This window comes from Methanobrevibacter oralis, assembly GCF_001639275.1.
Taxonomy (GTDB): Archaea; Methanobacteriota; Methanobacteria; order Methanobacteriales; family Methanobacteriaceae; genus Methanocatella; species Methanocatella oralis.
The window spans coordinates 13,429-29,938 of the sequence record NZ_LWMU01000052.1; the positions used below are offsets into that span (position 1 = coordinate 13,429).

Annotated in this window: 17 protein-coding genes; 6 read left to right on the plus strand and 11 right to left on the minus strand. The window is 27.7% G+C overall.

The features are described 5' to 3' along the window. From MBORA_RS03570 to MBORA_RS03580, 3 genes are read right to left on the minus strand one after another with little or no spacing between them, the layout of a single operon-like run. Entirely contained in the window at window positions 1–429 is a 429-nt protein-coding gene (locus MBORA_RS03570; RefSeq protein WP_042691850.1) for a cation:proton antiporter, read from the minus strand. Continuing rightward, on the minus strand, window positions 429–689 hold the full coding sequence (locus MBORA_RS03575; RefSeq protein ID WP_042691853.1) for a monovalent cation/H+ antiporter complex subunit F: 261 nt from the start codon (window positions 687–689) through the stop codon (window positions 429–431). Before MBORA_RS03575 ends, MBORA_RS03570 begins: the two co-directional genes overlap by 1 nt. Window positions 690–744: 55 nt before the next feature. Next, window positions 745–1,059 (minus strand): Na+/H+ antiporter subunit E, encoded by a 315-nt coding sequence (locus MBORA_RS03580; protein WP_042691855.1) that lies wholly within the window; start codon window positions 1,057–1,059, stop codon window positions 745–747. Between the two features lie 171 nt (window positions 1,060–1,230). Between MBORA_RS03580 and MBORA_RS03585 the strand changes: the two genes are divergently transcribed. Then, complete coding sequence (locus tag MBORA_RS03585) at window positions 1,231–2,199, plus strand: arsenic resistance protein (protein ID WP_063720233.1); 969 nt, start codon at window positions 1,231–1,233, stop codon at window positions 2,197–2,199. On the opposite strand, the gene MBORA_RS03590 is transcribed toward MBORA_RS03585, so the two are convergent. After that, window positions 2,196–2,897 carry a metal-dependent hydrolase gene (locus MBORA_RS03590; protein ID WP_063720234.1) on the minus strand — a complete coding sequence of 234 codons (702 nt, stop codon included), beginning with the start codon at window positions 2,895–2,897 and terminating at the stop codon, window positions 2,196–2,198. The genes MBORA_RS03585 and MBORA_RS03590 overlap by 4 nt on opposite strands. A gap of 128 nt (window positions 2,898–3,025) precedes the next feature. Continuing rightward, window positions 3,026–3,766: a M14 family metallopeptidase gene (locus tag MBORA_RS03595; protein WP_042691860.1), complete on the minus strand. Its 741-nt coding sequence runs from the start codon at window positions 3,764–3,766 to the stop codon at window positions 3,026–3,028. 59 nt (window positions 3,767–3,825) lie between these two features. Here MBORA_RS03595 and MBORA_RS03600 point away from each other — a divergent pair, with 59 nt between their 5' ends. Further along, a complete protein-coding gene (locus MBORA_RS03600; protein WP_063720235.1) occupies window positions 3,826–5,745 on the plus strand; it encodes an IGHMBP2 family helicase in 1,920 nt (639 codons plus the stop codon). A gap of 333 nt (window positions 5,746–6,078) precedes the next feature. Here the strand turns inward: MBORA_RS03600 and MBORA_RS03605 are convergent, their stop codons facing one another. Beyond that, a complete protein-coding gene (locus MBORA_RS03605) occupies window positions 6,079–6,414 on the minus strand; it encodes a hypothetical protein (RefSeq protein WP_063720236.1) in 336 nt (111 codons plus the stop codon). A gap of 148 nt (window positions 6,415–6,562) precedes the next feature. On the opposite strand from MBORA_RS03605, the gene MBORA_RS03610 reads away from it, so the two are divergent. Beyond that, entirely contained in the window at window positions 6,563–7,738 is a 1,176-nt protein-coding gene (locus MBORA_RS03610) for an argininosuccinate synthase (RefSeq protein WP_042691865.1), read from the plus strand. A 14-nt stretch (window positions 7,739–7,752) separates the two neighbouring features. Here the strand turns inward: MBORA_RS03610 and sfsA are convergent, their stop codons facing one another. Both sfsA and MBORA_RS03620 read right to left on the minus strand, forming a co-directional pair. Continuing rightward, the gene (sfsA, locus tag MBORA_RS03615; protein WP_063720237.1) at window positions 7,753–8,451 is read right to left on the minus strand and encodes a DNA/RNA nuclease SfsA; all 699 of its coding nucleotides are present in this window, start codon (window positions 8,449–8,451) and stop codon (window positions 7,753–7,755) included. Further along, window positions 8,438–9,988 (minus strand): bifunctional ADP-dependent NAD(P)H-hydrate dehydratase/NAD(P)H-hydrate epimerase, encoded by a 1,551-nt coding sequence (locus tag MBORA_RS03620; RefSeq protein WP_063720238.1) that lies wholly within the window; start codon window positions 9,986–9,988, stop codon window positions 8,438–8,440. The genes sfsA and MBORA_RS03620 overlap by 14 nt, the downstream gene beginning before the upstream one ends. Before the next feature lie 249 nt (window positions 9,989–10,237). On the opposite strand from MBORA_RS03620, the gene MBORA_RS11300 reads away from it, so the two are divergent. Further along, a complete protein-coding gene (locus MBORA_RS11300; protein WP_269801126.1) occupies window positions 10,238–10,465 on the plus strand; it encodes a 3H domain-containing protein in 228 nt (75 codons plus the stop codon). Between the two features lie 13 nt (window positions 10,466–10,478). On the opposite strand, the gene fhcD is transcribed toward MBORA_RS11300, so the two are convergent. Together fhcD and MBORA_RS03630 are read right to left on the minus strand one after the other, a co-directional pair. Continuing rightward, on the minus strand, window positions 10,479–11,369 hold the full coding sequence (fhcD, locus tag MBORA_RS03625; protein WP_042691869.1) for a formylmethanofuran--tetrahydromethanopterin N-formyltransferase: 891 nt from the start codon (window positions 11,367–11,369) through the stop codon (window positions 10,479–10,481). An 86-nt stretch (window positions 11,370–11,455) separates the two neighbouring features. Further along, on the minus strand, window positions 11,456–12,514 hold the full coding sequence (locus tag MBORA_RS03630) for a UPF0104 family protein (RefSeq protein ID WP_042691872.1): 1,059 nt from the start codon (window positions 12,512–12,514) through the stop codon (window positions 11,456–11,458). A gap of 108 nt (window positions 12,515–12,622) precedes the next feature. Here MBORA_RS03630 and MBORA_RS03635 point away from each other — a divergent pair, with 108 nt between their 5' ends. Both MBORA_RS03635 and MBORA_RS03640 read left to right on the plus strand, forming a co-directional pair. Beyond that, window positions 12,623–14,020 carry a TrkH family potassium uptake protein gene (locus MBORA_RS03635; RefSeq protein WP_248845830.1) on the plus strand — a complete coding sequence of 466 codons (1,398 nt, stop codon included), beginning with the start codon at window positions 12,623–12,625 and terminating at the stop codon, window positions 14,018–14,020. Between the two features lie 55 nt (window positions 14,021–14,075). Beyond that, window positions 14,076–14,726 (plus strand): potassium channel family protein, encoded by a 651-nt coding sequence (locus MBORA_RS03640; RefSeq protein WP_042691875.1) that lies wholly within the window; start codon window positions 14,076–14,078, stop codon window positions 14,724–14,726. 56 nt (window positions 14,727–14,782) lie between these two features. Here MBORA_RS03640 and MBORA_RS03645 read toward each other — a convergent pair whose 3' ends face one another. Next, the gene (locus MBORA_RS03645; protein WP_063720240.1) at window positions 14,783–16,336 is read right to left on the minus strand and encodes a flippase; all 1,554 of its coding nucleotides are present in this window, start codon (window positions 16,334–16,336) and stop codon (window positions 14,783–14,785) included. Window positions 16,337–16,510 lie beyond the last annotated feature (174 nt).

The following is a 16,510-nucleotide window of genomic DNA, read 5'->3' on the forward strand; positions in this document are numbered from 1 at the left end:
TTATTCCTCCTCATTTATTTCAAATGTAGAAACTGAAAAACGATCATCCACTTTAACTTTTTCACTAATATTAACTTCACTTTCCAAAGCTTGAATTTTACTTTTACTATGAATGAAAGGATTATCTTCTTCTACAATGTCACTATTCAATAATTCTAAATTATTTTTTACATCTTCACTTTTATAATATGAATTAGCTATTGCGTGAGCTGTAAATGGTGCAATTATAAAGTAAATTATCGCAAGAAGATATTGGCCAAGTCCAATCATGGCCAATACACATGCAATATCAAAAACACCAAAAATATGAATTCTTGCATATACAACATTTTTTGTATCTTTATCTAAACTTAAAACTCCAATTGCTGATATTATAATTAAAATTGATGAGATAATTAAAAGAATTGACTGTATGTATTCAATTAACATCACTTATCTCCCCCAACTATTGCAAAGGCAACTGTTCCTACGAAACCAAAGAGTACTAAAGCCAATGAGATATCCCTACAAAATGTAATATTGTACAAATCACCAACAACAAGTAATGCTACAGCAAATGCTACAACAACAACAGAACTCCCTAAAAGTCCCATAGATGTAGATTTATATGCACTTGCCCTTAATGCAGCCAACATCATCATCATTAGTGCAATAACCAAAAGATATTTTGAAATTAATAATATGTCCATTACTATCCCACTCGATTATTTTAAACTAAAGAAGAATTTTCTTTTAAAACGAAATTCATTCTAACATCTTCTTTATATATGGTTCAAAAGGAATAATATCTTCTTTATTTCTTGGAGAAATAGCTGCTACTTTAATAATTTTATTTTTACTGTCTAAATCAACAGACAAAGTGCCAGGAGTTAAAGAAATACTATTAGCCAATATTGTCTGAGAAACAGGTCTCTCTAAAACTGTTTCAATATCAACAACAATAGGGTCAATATTTCTTTTCATAACTGCATTAAAAACAACACTAATAGTTGCTTTAATTATTTCATAAATAAGATCTAAGAAATATATAATTCCATAAGCTACTCTTGTTAAAAACATTAAATAAGCTCCATTTCATTGAATAATTAAAAAGTCAAAAAATTGACCAGATATTAATAATATTATTTATCATGATTATTTATTATAAATGTATGCTTTTTATTAAAAACTAAAAAAGTATTAATAAAACCAATATAATATATTTAGCTATACCTAAAAAAAGGTGTCGTTATGGAATTAATAGAAAAAATAGAACCTTTAATAATATTCTTAGCCATAATCATTGGATTAATATTTAGTAATTTCAAAGTTATATCAAATAATACAGATTATCTAATAAATATATTTTTATGTTTAATGCTTTATGGAGTTTTTCTTGAAATTCCATTAATAGAACTAAAAAATAGTTTTAAAAATGTTAAATTTACATCTACAAGCTTAATAATCAATTTTATATGGACACCGTTATTTGGATACTTCTTAGCAACATTATTCTTAAAAGGAAATATTGACATCATAATAGGATTTTTTATGCTAATTTTAACACCATGTACTGATTGGTACTTAGTATTTACAAAATTAGCTAAAGGAGATGTTAATCTAAGCTTATCGATTTTACCGATTAACCTAATTTTACAAATTATATTATTACCAATATATCTTGTAATATTCTTCTCAAGCAGCAATAACATACAATATGCAGAACTTGCATATTCACTTTTAATAGTAATTGTAATTCCATTTGTAGCTGCTCAAATTACAAAATTTTTACTTGAAGGCAATATAAAAGAAAGAATGATTAATTCATTTTCAAATTTTCAAATATTATTCTTATCTTTAGCTGTTTTTTGTATATTTGCAAGTAAGGGAGAACTATTATTTGAAAACGTAAATACAATTATTGTAATATTTATTCCATTAATTCTTTTCTTTACTATAACTCTACTAATTGATTTATTTGTATCTCAAAAGATTAATTTCACATATAGTGAATATGCAAGCTTAACTATGACAACACTTGCCCGTAATTCCCCACTAGCACTAGCTATTGCAATAAATTCATTTCCAGGAAGAGAATTAATAGCTATGGCACTAGTAATTGGACCTTTAATAGAACTACCAATATTATACCTTGTTTCTAAATTTACATTGTATATTAAAAACTCTGGACTTTTTTTTAATTGTAAAAAGCTATTTTAAATAAGGTACGTGTCAAATAAGTTAAATAAAAAGGTAAAATTAAATAAAATAGCTATTATAATTAATATTAAGAGAAAAATAATTGCAAATTTTTTATGAACTTTTTTTGAAGAAATAGGAGCAAAAATCTTAATTCCAGCTGGGGTAAATGAATCTAGAATAATATGGGAAAATAAGCCTAAAAATAATGCAATAGCTAATTCATAATACTTAAAAGAACTAATTGGAAATATATAGGAGCTAATGAAAAATAAAGGCAGAAATATTAATAGAACTTTATTATTTAAAAACAAAAAACTTAAAAGAGCAGTTAAAATAGTCATTACAAAATATCTTTCATAAATAAGAGTAATATTTACAAATAATTCATAAGCAAGAATTAAAATTAAGGATATAGAAGCCATTAAAACTAAAATTCCAAAAATTGAATGAGTAAAACTTCGATGTTCTGAAAAATAAAATATAACTCCTAAAAAAACAAGGATTAAACCAATATAATAAGGTAATTTTAGAATATATAATGAAATAAAAATAACTAATCCTAAAATAATTATTTTATAAACATTGTCTTTTTTAAATTTATGATCAAAATCTGGTACATTAGCTCCTATTAAAGTAAGAGCAATCAAAAGAGGATTATGAAAAAACATTATAGACAAAATTAATGCAAATATCGAATGCCCTTTATACGAAGACAATGTTAAACTCTCCTTGTTTTAGAAAATTGCACTAATCAAACTTATTACAAATTTCTAAATAAAATAGTATAAAATATACTATTAATAATTCATGTAAGAGCATTTGAAAAGTATTAATAAAAAAGTAATCAAATCCCAAAGTAAGATAAAAAACTCTTCATTTGAGCATATGATCTCTCAACACTACCCTTACCTACTGATGCAAATGGAGATACAACTTCGCCTGTAATGGCTGGAATACCTTTTAAATTAGAAACATCTTCAATAGCCCCTTTATAAATAGAACCAGCAACATCATATGCAATAACTTCCGAACCAACATCATTTGAAATATAATTAGCTATTAAAAAGCTTTCAGGAGAAGGGTTTTTAGACGAGAAAATAACTTCACAGCCAGGATTACTATTATAAGCTGTAGTGTGAAAATCCCCAACAAAATTAATTTTTAAATCATCAATAACTTGAATAATCAAACTACTCAGAGAATTTTTAATATGGGCTGATCGGTTTAAATCACGTTCGTTAAATGTTCTTTCATTAAGCATTGAAGCTTTTGGAGCAACGAATGGAATAAAATAAACAGTATGCGATAATTCTTTTTCAACAAATTCATTTAATAAATTTAAATTAGCTATTTGAGAAGACAATTCATTACCATGAACACCAGATGAAACTAAAATCCTATTTCCCTTATTGCCTAATTTAAAAATAGGTGTACCATAAATACATTTTTCTAAAATAAATTTGTTTAATGGATTTAATTTAATTTTTTCAAAAATGTGTCTATTTTTTGAGATATATCCACCAGAAATTCGTGAGATATAACCCATTTCTAAATTATTGAATTGATTTAATTTTTGAAATTCCATACATTATTATACATTAAAACTTTTATTTAAAATTAATATAATATTAAAATAGGGATGATATGAAAAAATATATTAAAAAAATGCTCAAACTCATAGACTACGAAAGGGAAGCTGAAATAGAGTTAATGATTTCTGAAATTAAAAATATGAGTGGAATAAAAAGAGAAAAACTAGGTCGAGCAATAAATAAATTAAACGGAAAATACTTAGGTCGTGAATTAGGATTAGAAATTGTACAATACGGTAGAAACGAAATAATAGATACTGAAATTTCTGTTGGAGATATGGTTCTAATAAGTACCCAAGATCCACTGAAAAGCAATTTAACTGGCACTGTAACAGAAAAAGGAAATAGATTTATTAAAGTAGCTTTTGATAAAAAAGTTCCTAAATGGTCCTTAAAAAAGAAAGTAAGACTCGATTTATATGCAAACGACATTACATTTAGAAGAATGGAAGATAATTTATGTCATTTATCAATTAAAGGTAAAAATGCTCTTGAATACATTTTAAACAATAGAAATCCTAAAAAAAATAAACCCGCCCCCCATATTTTATATATTGATAATTTTTTAAATGAATCTCAAAAAAGTGCTATTGAAAATAGCTTATCTTGTGAGAACTTTTTTTTAATACATGGCCCATTTGGAACTGGTAAAACCAGAACATTAGTTGAGCTAATATCACAAGAAACTAGGAAAAATCATAAGGTTTTAGCCACAGCTGAAAGTAATACTGCTGTTGATAATATTTTAGAAAGACTTAGTGAAAATAAAAAATTAAACATTACCCGATTAGGTCATCCTCAAAGAGTTTCAAAAACAAATATTAGCTATACATTAGCTTATAAAGCTGAAAATCACAAGTTAAATAAAAGAATTAATGATATCTATAGAAAAATTGATAAAATAATTGATAAAAGAAGTAGTTACACTAAACCAACTCCCCAATACAGACGAGGTTATGGAGATTATGATATTTTGTATAATGCTTCTAAGAATAAAGGAGGAAGAGGAATAAGTATTGAAAAAATGAAATCAATGGCTAAATGGATTGAATACTCACAACGAATTGATGAAGCTCACAGCGAAATCAAAAGAATTGAAAATAAGATGATTAATGAAATCATCGATAAAAGTGATGTGATTTTATCTACAAACTCATCAGCAGCTCTCGATTCGATATCTAGAACAAAATTTGATGTTGCAATAATTGATGAAGCTTCTCAAGCCACAATACCAAGTATTTTAATTCCTATTTCTAAAGCCCATAGATTCATATTAGCAGGAGATCACAAACAATTACCTCCAACAATAATTAGTAATAGGGCAAATGACCTTAAAAATACATTATTTGAAGAATTAATTAAAAAATACCCATTTAAATCACAGTTATTAAATACACAATATAGAATGAATAAATTACTTATGAAATTTCCAAATGAAGAATTTTACAATAGTAATTTAAAAAGTGCAGAAATTGTTGACGACATAGCACTTAATAATCTTATTGATTGTGAGGAAGAAAAACCTTTAACGTTTATTGATACATCAGATATGGACAATAATAAAGAAAAACATTTAAAAGATTCTAAATCAATAATTAATAAAGCAGAAGCAAGTATTGCTTTAAAAATAGCTCATAATTATCTTGATTTAGGTGTTAAAGTTAAAGATATTGGAATAATAAGTCCTTATTCAGATCAAGTTAAACTAATCCAAGAAAAAACAGAAATTGAAGTTAAAACTGTTGATGGATTTCAAGGAAGAGAAAAAGAAATCATAATAATTTCCAGCGTAAGAAGTAATGATAAGGGCAATATTGGATTTTTAAATGATTTAAGAAGATTAAATGTTGCAATAACAAGAGCAAAAAGAAAACTTATAATAATTGGAAATAAAAACACCTTAAAAGTAAATCCAACTTATTCTAGATTTATTCAATTTGTAGAAAATGAAAATTTATTATTAAAAATTTAGGTAAACCTAAACTTTATATACTAGTAAAAACAATAATACAAATAAGAGAAAAAAAGAATAAGTACTTTTGACTCTCTAACTCTTAATTGAGGGTTTTAATTTTCAAGCCCATATAACTTTAAACCTCAATAATAACCCTCAATTAAGAGTTCTCTTCTGTCAACTTTTTTTATTAATAATATCAACCCAATTTATATTAATTTTCGTTGTTTTTTTTTTGAATTAATTAAAATTTCATGTTTTAATTAGAAGTTATTTTAATTTTTGGCACTGTTCAAAATTGTCAGATAACTTGACTCTCATTTGATTATTAATAAGTATGTAAATAGCAAATTATAGATTCAGTAGGCGCAACACTACCTCCAGAGCATGTAATATGAGATCCAAACCTTTTTCAAAATCTAAACCATTTACCATCGCCATAAACCCATTTTTATCTAAATCATTTATCCCATTAGGTAAATTGTTAGGTGAGGTTAACCATCCAGAATAATAAATAATAACATTTCTATTTGTTTTATCATACAACCTTTTAATATATGAATTTAAACCTTCAATAGGATTTTTAGACTTTAAATTTTTAATAAGACTACTTAAAAATGTATTTAAATGCCAAATTAAAAAAAAACCAATGATGAAATCATTGAAATTAAAATAACTAACAGCCAATTAAAGCATTTTAATGATCTAAAGAGTGTTCACCAAAATTTTAATTTCTAGGAATATTTTTTTACAACAATAAATAAATACTATTAAAAATAAAATTACTACTATATAATAATTCTTATATTACTAAATTAGTTTTAATGGTGATTAAATGGATAAAGTTGTCTTAGCATTCAGTGGGGGACTAGATACCTCTGTTTGTGTTAAATTATTAGAAGAAAAGTATGATGTAGATGTTGTTACAGCTTGTGTAGATGTAGGTCAAGGAGAAGAAGAGATTAAAAAAGCTGAAGAAATGGCAGCTAAAATTGGAAAAGGCAAACATTACACAATTGATGCAAAAGAAGAATTTGCAAACGAATACATCTCCAGAGGAATTAAAGCAAATGCAGAATATGAAGGATATCCATTAAGCACTGCACTTGCAAGACCATTAATAGCTCAAAAAATTATTGAAATAGCTCAAAAAGAAGGAGCAACCGCTATCGCTCATGGTTGTACTGGAAAAGGAAATGATCAATTCAGATTCGAAGCTATAATTTTAGCAATGTCAGATTTGGATATTATAGCTCCAATTAGAGAACTAAACCTCACTAGAACTGAAGAACAAGATTATGCTGAGAAAAAAGGTATTAAACTGAATTACGATAAAATTTACAGCATTGATGAAAATATTTGGGGAAGATCTATTGAAGGTGGAAACTTAGAAGATCCTGCAAATGAACCTCCCGAAGATATTTACGAATGGACATTATCTGCTGAAGATGCTCTTGATACTCCTCAAAAAGTAAGTATAGAATTTGAAGAAGGCATTCCTATTGCTATTGATGGTGAAATGATGCCATTAGTTGAATTAATTGAAAAAGCTAATGAAATAGCTGGATCTAATGGAATTGGAAGAGTAGATACAATTGAAAATAGGATGATTGGTCTTAAAAGTAGGGAAAACTACGAAGTTCCAGGTGCTAAATTGTTAATTGCAGCACATCAAGCTTTAGAAGAATTAGTCTTAACAACTGATGAATTAAGATTTGCTGAGTACATCTCTACACTTTATGCAGACTTAGTATATAGAGCTTTATGGCAAGAACCTTTAAGAGGAGACTTAGACCAAGCTATCGACAATATGCAACAAAGAGTAAGTGGAGAAGTTGTAATGAAACTTTATAAAGGTTCTATCCAACCTCTTACAAGAAAATCTCCATTTAGTTTACATAGTATTGAACAAATTACTTTTGAAGATAAAGATACTGATCAAAGAGAAGTAGAAGGTATGATTAAATACCATGGTCTTCAAGCAGCTAATTATCAAAAATTAAAAAGATAGATTATTAATATCCATCATATCTTATTTTTATTAGATAAATCAAATTTTAAGGATTTATCAATTAAATCAATGCCATCTAAACGATTATCACATTTATAAACTAAAATTTCAACACCATTTTCATATGCTTCATTTAATGTTTTTGAAAACACAGGATCATTTTCCCAGTTAGGTCTAAAGAAATTACCTGCAGGATGTTGAATTAAGAAAAATACAACTGCACGTTTACCATCTTTTTTAATTTTAATTAATTCATTTAAATGTTTTGAACCACGTTCTGTTGGAGCATCAGGAAATCTAGCTTCATCATCAATAATTAAAGTAACTCCTTTTACCTCAACATAACATTCCTCATTTTCATTAGCCAAGTATATATCAATTCTTGAATCATCAATTGTTTTTTCTCTTTGATGGACAGAATAACCTTCAAGCTCTTTTATTTTGCCAGTGATAATTGCATCATATACAATTTTATTAGCTTCCTGCGAGTAAAGTGATACAAGAACACCTTTGTTTTTCACAAAGTGGAGTGAAAATTTTGTTTTTCTTTTTGGATTATCAGAAGGCTTTAAATAAACAATCGCCCCCTCAATTAAAAGTTCCCTACACCTTCCAGTATTTGGTACATGTGCATTTTCTAAATCACCATTAATTTCAACCTCGGCAATGAACCTATTAGGTCTTTTTTTAAAAATTCCCTTAATATAATCCATCTTTAATCACAAAACCAATATTTGAAATTAAGTCACTAGCTGAAAAAGCATATCCTTTATCTTCATATGCCTTATCACCTGCCAAACCATTAATAAAACTAGCTAATGAAGAGGCATCAAATGAATTTAAACCCTGTGCAAATAAACTAACAGAAATCCCAGCAAGAGCATCTCCAGTCCCTCCAACAGTCATTCCAGGATTTCCAGTCTTATTTATTTTAAATTTATTTTTAAATAGGATTAAATCATATTGGCCTTTAACAATTACACTAGCATCAATTGAATTTGTGATTTTTTGAAATTCTGTAATATTTTCATCAACTTTATTAAAGTCATAAGTATCAATATCTAACTTTAAATCATTTTTAACCTTAAAAAGAGATTTAAATTCTGATAAATGAGGAGTTAATATAATATCTTTACGGTCTTTAATTAAAGATATTTCAACTTGCTTTAAAGCATCAGCATCTAATACTATTGGTTTTTTTATTTTTGTTATTAATACATTAAACAATTTAGCAGTTTCATCATTAATAGATGCACCAGGACCTATTAAAACTGCATCAACACTATTAGATAATTTCAATATTTCATCTAGATGTTTTAAAGACAAGTAATCTCCTTCTAATGATTTAACAATTAAATCTGGAGAAAATGATTTAATAGCCATACTTGCAGATTCAGGAGCTACAATATAAACTAAATCAACTCCTGATGAAATAGCAGCCATTCCAGAAATAGCTGGAGCTCCAAAATAATCTTTAGACCCCCCTATTACCAATACCTTACCATTGTTTCCTTTATGTGATTTATTAGACCTTTTATTAAGTTTAATCATATCTCCATAATTAATAAAGTATTCTGCTTCAAAAGGAATTCCAATATCTGCAGTAACAAGACCTCCCACTTTTTCTTCATCAGAAATTCGAACCCCAGTTTTAATTTTATGAAAACTAATAGTATAATCAGGTTTTACAGCCAAATCCTCAATTTTACCAGTTAAAGCATTCATTCCTGATGGAATATCAACTGAGATTTTCAAACCCTTAGATTCATTTATAACTTCTATAGCTCGTCTAACTTTATCTCTTAATTTACCTTTAATTCCAGTTCCTAAAATAGCATCAATTATAATAAAGTCTGAAAATTCATCACTATTAACTAACTCACAAGAGTTAATGTCTTCAACAGTTGCAAGATTATAAATTTTTAAATGTGAAAGTCTTGGTTTTAAGTTTTCTAAAATTTTAAAGTTACTTTTTGCATCATTTGATTTAATTTTATTTTCTTGAGTTAACATGTAAATATCCACATCATACCCCTTATTTAATAAATATCGTGTAGCTACAAAAGCATCACCTGCATTTCCCCCAGAACCTGCAAATATAATAATTTTAACAGGTTTTGAGAATGTATATACTGCAATTTTACCTATTTCTTCAGCTAAAGATTTCCCAGCTGATTCCATCAAACAAAGCCTTGACAAACCCAAATATTCGCAATTTAAATCTGTAACCATCATATCTATAGGATCCAAAAAATCACCTTTAAATTAAAATATAACTATTTGATATAAATATAATTATCTTAAATAAATAGGCAAATACATGAAAAAAATTACTTTTAAAATTATTAAAAAAATTTCCATCAGGGCTATTTGGTTGGATGTGGAAGAGTTGGAAAAGTAGTTTTCGATGAACTGATAAAAAGAAATCAAAATATAGTTCTCATTGAAAAGAAATTGAAGATAGTGAAAATGTTGTTGTAATTAGATGAATTTAAAATAATAAGCAATGAATGCTTTATTCAATATTTAAAAGACAATCAAGAACAAAAAGAAGCCGTAGATGATTTATATAAATGTGTTAATAATATCCATTCCCATTGGATTTCAGGTCCAGATAAAGCTATATTTAAAAAGATGATTGAAGAACTAAGCCAAAAAATAGAAATAATCGGACAAGATTTAACTGATAAAGAAATAGCTAATTTAACTAAAAAAAATAAAAAGTAAGAGAGTAAGCTCTCTAGAATAATTCTTGCAAGTGTATTTTATAGGCTCCTAAATTTCCACCAAAGTTACCAGCATCTATCTCAAGAACACCTTCAACACCACAGGCAGCTTCAATACCTGTTTTCATAGCAGCTCTAACAGACTCTTCATCTACACCATCAATAACAATTTCAAATACACCATCAGCATCATCTCTAATATTTGAATCAACCTTATCTTTTAACGTTACACACATTTTTTCATTAGTAGATGCATTTAAAAATTTTGAGTATTTATTTGATCCTACCTTAGAACCAGATGCAACCATACCACCAGGGAATGGAGTTATTACTCCTTCAACTTTAGAAATAGCCTTAACAGCAGCTTGAGCAGCTTTAACACCAGTCATCTGATCTTTAGCTAAAATGAAAAAGTTTCCTCCAGCTACACCATTTTTGTATCCAAAGTCAGATTCGACTAAAAAATCACCAGACATGATTGGAATTGAAAATATTTTCTTACCAGCAATTTCAGTTTCTTCTTCAAATCCATCACCGAAGAATTTTAATTTGGCACCAGTGTTTAATGTATCTTCTGATTCAAGTGCATTAAATGCTGCTGCAGTTGGAGCAGTTAGAATACACATACCAATCCTTTCCATTAATTCATGGTCTAATGCTTTTTTACCACCTTGACAAATCATTATTACATAACCAGGTCTTCCATCAGGAGTTTCATCAGCTGGTACAAAACAATCAATACCTGCTTCAGCAGGACATCCAATAACAGAAGTTCCGTAACCTGTTGCTTCAGTAGCTGCTATTTTTGCTAATTCTTCAGTAGCTGCTGTGACTAAAATTCTAGTTACTTTAATTCCAAAACCTTCTGCATAATTATCTTTAATTTCTACACCGTTAATTTCCATGATTTCACCAATCAGTTTACAAAAAAATAATTTTTTTGTTATACTAATTTTTATGAAAATAAATTAAAATAAAGTTTTCTATTTAACTATTTAACATCATCTTCAACAACTTCTGAAATTTCATCAGAAGATGAGCTTAAAGATTTCTTATCTAAAACTGATGATCCATAATGAGGTAAAATAATCATCCCAATAATTGTAGCCAACCAAAAAGATATTAATCTTTCAATTACAGTAGCTGCAGCACTTACAGAAGCTGTTATACCTGCTGCTGAATAAAATAAAATCATAACCCCATCAACAGCCCCCAAACCTCCTGGAAGAAGAGGAATCATCCCTACTAATGATGCTAAAATAAATACTTCCGCAATAATAATTGGGTTTAAATTAGCTCCAAATGCTAAAAATACAAAATATACTCTTACAATTTCAAATATCCAAATTAAAAAGGATAATGGAAGTGCATGATATAAAACGCTTTTGTTATAGATTACAAGTTTCATAGTGTCTTGAAAACCAGCTATTACTTTGTGAATCTTATTTTCCAACTCATCAGAATTTTTCTTATAAAATCTTCTAACAAGTCCAATAATCCAACCATCAACTCTTTTTCCAAATTTAGGATTGATAGACATGTAAATAATAACAATTAAAGCTGCTACAATAACTATAACTGATATAACCATGACTACTAATAACCATAAATCAAAATCAAAATAAAAAGCCATTCCTAAAATAGCTATTATTGCTAAAATAACAAATGGAAATGTATCTAATGCCCTATCTGCAACAACAGTTGCAAATGTTTCTTCCATTAAATATCCTCCATGTTTAGACAGGATATATGCTCTTACGGGTTCTCCACCTCCACGGCCAGACGGAGTAATATTATTAACTGCAAGACCTACCATTAGCATAGGCAACAATTTAAGAATTCCGGTATTAATGTTAGCTAATTTATTAAGTATTTGCCAACGTAAAGTATACAAATAAAATGTAAATATTTGAATTCCAAAAGCAATAATAATATATGTTAAATTAGCTACTTTCAAAGCGTCAATAACATTTTCAATACCTACAAAGTATAACATTACTAATAAAATTATTATACTTAACAATAAGAAAAGAATCGATTTTTTATCCATTATGAAACCTACCTAACACTTATAATTATTATAGTTAAAAATTTATATATAAATTTGTTCAATTATAATGTAATGAGATACATCAACAAAAATGACTTATTAGTAATTATGCAGAATTCTGGTATGATTATGATTGGAATCGGAATTATGTGTTTAATACCAATATTAGTTGATTTAATATATCTCGAATTTAATTTTATAGGGTATTTAATTCCTGCCACCATTTCAATAACAATTGGAACTATTTTTATAAAGTTACTTAAAAACTACAGTATAGGTTCTATGCGTACTAAACACGGCATGATTATTTCTGCATTAGCTTGGTTATGGGCAAGTTTAATGGGTGGACTTGCATTTATATTAATAAGCCATGTTGGATTCGTTGATGGTGTTTTTGAAAGCATGTCTGCATTGTCAGGTACTGGAATGAGTTTAATTGGAAATGTTGAAATATTACCACAAAGTATTTTATTTTTTAGATCGTTACAACAATGGATTGGTAGTTTAGGAATTATAGTTTTAATAATCGGACTTATGACTCGTCCAGGAACAGCAACATCTAAATTATATCAATCAGAAGCTCGCGAAGAAAGATTAAAGCCTAGTATAAAAGCAACCCTAAAAAATACAATCATTATTTACCTAATATATACCATAATAGGGATAATATTATATTTACTTGCAGGAATGCCTCTTTTTGACTCAATATGTTCTACTTTTACTACCATCTCAACTGGAGGAATGAGTATTAAAAATATGAACATTGGCTATTACCACAGTGATTTAATATACTTTATCACAATAGTTTTAATGATATTGGGCGCTACAAGCTTTTTAGTTCATTATAAAGTCATTAAAACTAGAGGAAAATCTTTAATTCAAGATTTACAATTTAAAGTATTAATATCAATAATAGCTATTGTTACAATATTAATTTATCTAACCTCTACAATCATCCCTATGGAAATTCTTTTTACTGTTGTATCAGCAATTACAACAACTGGAGCAAATGTAAATAGCGTTGCTATTATGTGTTCCTGGCCATCATTTGTATTAATATGTTTAATGGTGTTAATGATGATGGGAGGTTCTAGTGGTTCTACAGTAGGTGCATTAAAGTTATTTAGAGTAATTACATTTTTTAAAGGAATTTATAGGCACATAAAAGAAATTTTATCCCCTGAAGGAAGAATAATCCCAATAAAAATCTCAAATCAAAAAATTTCAGAGAAAACTGTTGCCCAAAGCGGAAATTACATAACTCTTTATATGATTGGAATTGTCATTACATGGGCAATGCTATGTTTCTATGGACATGACCCATTTAAAAGTTTATTCGATACTGTTTCATTACAAGGAAACGTAGGACTAAGTCTTGGAATAATCGGAACCAATTTAGAAACACCATTAAAAGCCCTTTGTATATTTAATATGTGGATTGGAAGACTTGAAATATACCCTGTTTTAATTACTATAAGAGCTTTTCTTGAAATATTTAAAAGATAAGTTTATTAAATATTAAAATAAATATTGATTATTAATATTTTTATGAGAGGTTATAATGTACATTATTATTATGGGGGGAGGTCGTGTTGGACTTTCTCTTGCTAATTTATTGATTGAAGATGGGTTTGATATTACTTTAATTGAAAATGATGAGTCACTATGTGCAGAAGTTGCAGCAGAACTTGATGCGCTTGTAATATGTGGAAATGGTACTAGTTCAAAGTTACTTGAAGAAACTAATATTGAAGATGCTGATTATTTTGTAGCAACAACAGGTAATGATGAAGCAAACTTATTATCCTGTATTTTAGTTAAAAAGTACAATGTTCCGAATATTATAGCCAGAGTAAGCAATCCAGACCATGAAGAAGCATTTAAAGCTGTTGGGATTAATAATGTAATTAGTCCAGAAATAACTGCTGCAGGATATTTAGAAAAGCTAGTTACAAGACCTAATGTCGCTGATTTAATAACACTAGGTGAAGGTGATGGTGAAATCATTGAAATGACAATAACTAATAAAAAAATTGTTGGAAAACGCATTGAAGAAATCTCACCAACAAAAGATTACATTATAATCTCAATTAATGAAAATGGAAAAATAGAAATACCTCAAAAAGACCATGTAATAGCCCGTGGTGAGAAAGTTTCTGTTCTTGTTAAAAGAGGCGCATTTAACAAATTATCTAAAAAACTTGAAGGATAATTTTTAAACATTGGAATTATTAAAACAATCCAATTTTCAACCCATTACTTAAAATCTTATTTCGAATATTTTTCTATTAAATTTAAAATGAATAAAATATATTTTTTAAAAATCCATGTTTTTTCACATAAATTTTTAAACCAACATACATCATCATGAGTCAATGTTTTTAATAGTGTAATACTTAGCAAATATATGATCGGACAAATAACTATCCCAATTAATAACCCTATTGAATTATCTGGTAACAGTAATGCAGGTATTACCATTATAATTGAAGAAATCAAAATTTTAAGTAGAAATTTATAAGGAGGATTCGTTTTTGTTATTTTAAATTGTATTAAAAACATTGGAATTGCCATTATAAACGATGAAATTGAAGTAGTTAATGCTGCTCCTTCAATACCCCAAATTGGAATCAAAAACCATCCTAAAATAAATGTAATCACAGCTCCAATAATTAAAATATACATAGGTATTTTAGGTTTGCCAATTCCTTGAATAATTGTTGCTGAAATAGCATAAATTGAATAAAATCCCATTCCAATTACTAAAATTGATAAAGCTCCTGCTCCACGCATATACTCTAAGTTAATAAAAAATATTAATCCTAAAATTTCTTTTGCAAACACAGAAATTCCCAAACATGTTGGAATTACAAAAAATAAGCCATACTTATAAGAATTAACAATCCAACGATTAAGCAAATATTTATTATATGTAACATAAGCTTCAGCTATTGCAGGCAATATTGATGTTGCAAGTGATGATGAAATAATCAAAGGCAATCTGGAAATAGGATCTGCAGCTAAAAAATATCCAATTAATGAAGAAACTAAGAAAACTCCCATAATAAAAGTACAAATCGTATAAACGCCCATTTCAGCTAGTGCAGTTATTGAAACCGGAATTGCATATAAAATTAGTTTTTTTGATAAAATTAATTCTTCTTTTAATGATAATTTGAAATTTTCAGAAGGTTTAGGTAGATAATTATTCATATATTTTTTAAAAATATAAACAGCTGCAATTAATGAAGCTAAAAATGCAAAAACAGAACCTAAAACAGCTCCCAATGCTGATAATCCAATAATGACTAAACATGTTGCAAATAAGATCATGGATATTTGCTCGATGGCTCGTGTATATAAAATATACTCCATTTTATATACTCCTTGAAATGCACCTCTAAATCCCCCAACAATTGCACTAAATGGAACAATTAATCCAACAGCTTGTAAAGGAAGAAGTGCTTCAGGTTTATGATAATGATTATATGTAATATACGGTGCAACAATAAAAACCATGATCAAAGCAAAAAAAATACCTAAAAGAAGCATTATTTTTAAAGATGTGAAAACAGTTTGCCTAGACAAATCTTGTTTATCTAAAGCATTATACTCAGAAACATACTTAGCAATGGCTGGAGGTAAACCTCCTGCAGATAATATTTGAAAAATTCCTTGAAAAGGAGAAACTAATCCTAAAATTCCATAAGCTGAAGGACCTAATAACATGGCCATTATAAAACGATAAATATATCCTCCAACTCTAAATAAAACATTGCCCACGAGAATTATTGCACTGCCTTTAACTAATTTTGAAACCATAACTCACCCATTATTTCATAAATTATGATGACTATATCATTATATATTATAGTTTCGGACAAAAAATTTTTTAGTTAATCATGATGAATTTACTGATCCAATTTTTATAGTAGGAATCTCTATTTACGATTCTATAGAATTCTTTTTCAAATAGTTTTTCCATAAATTCTATTG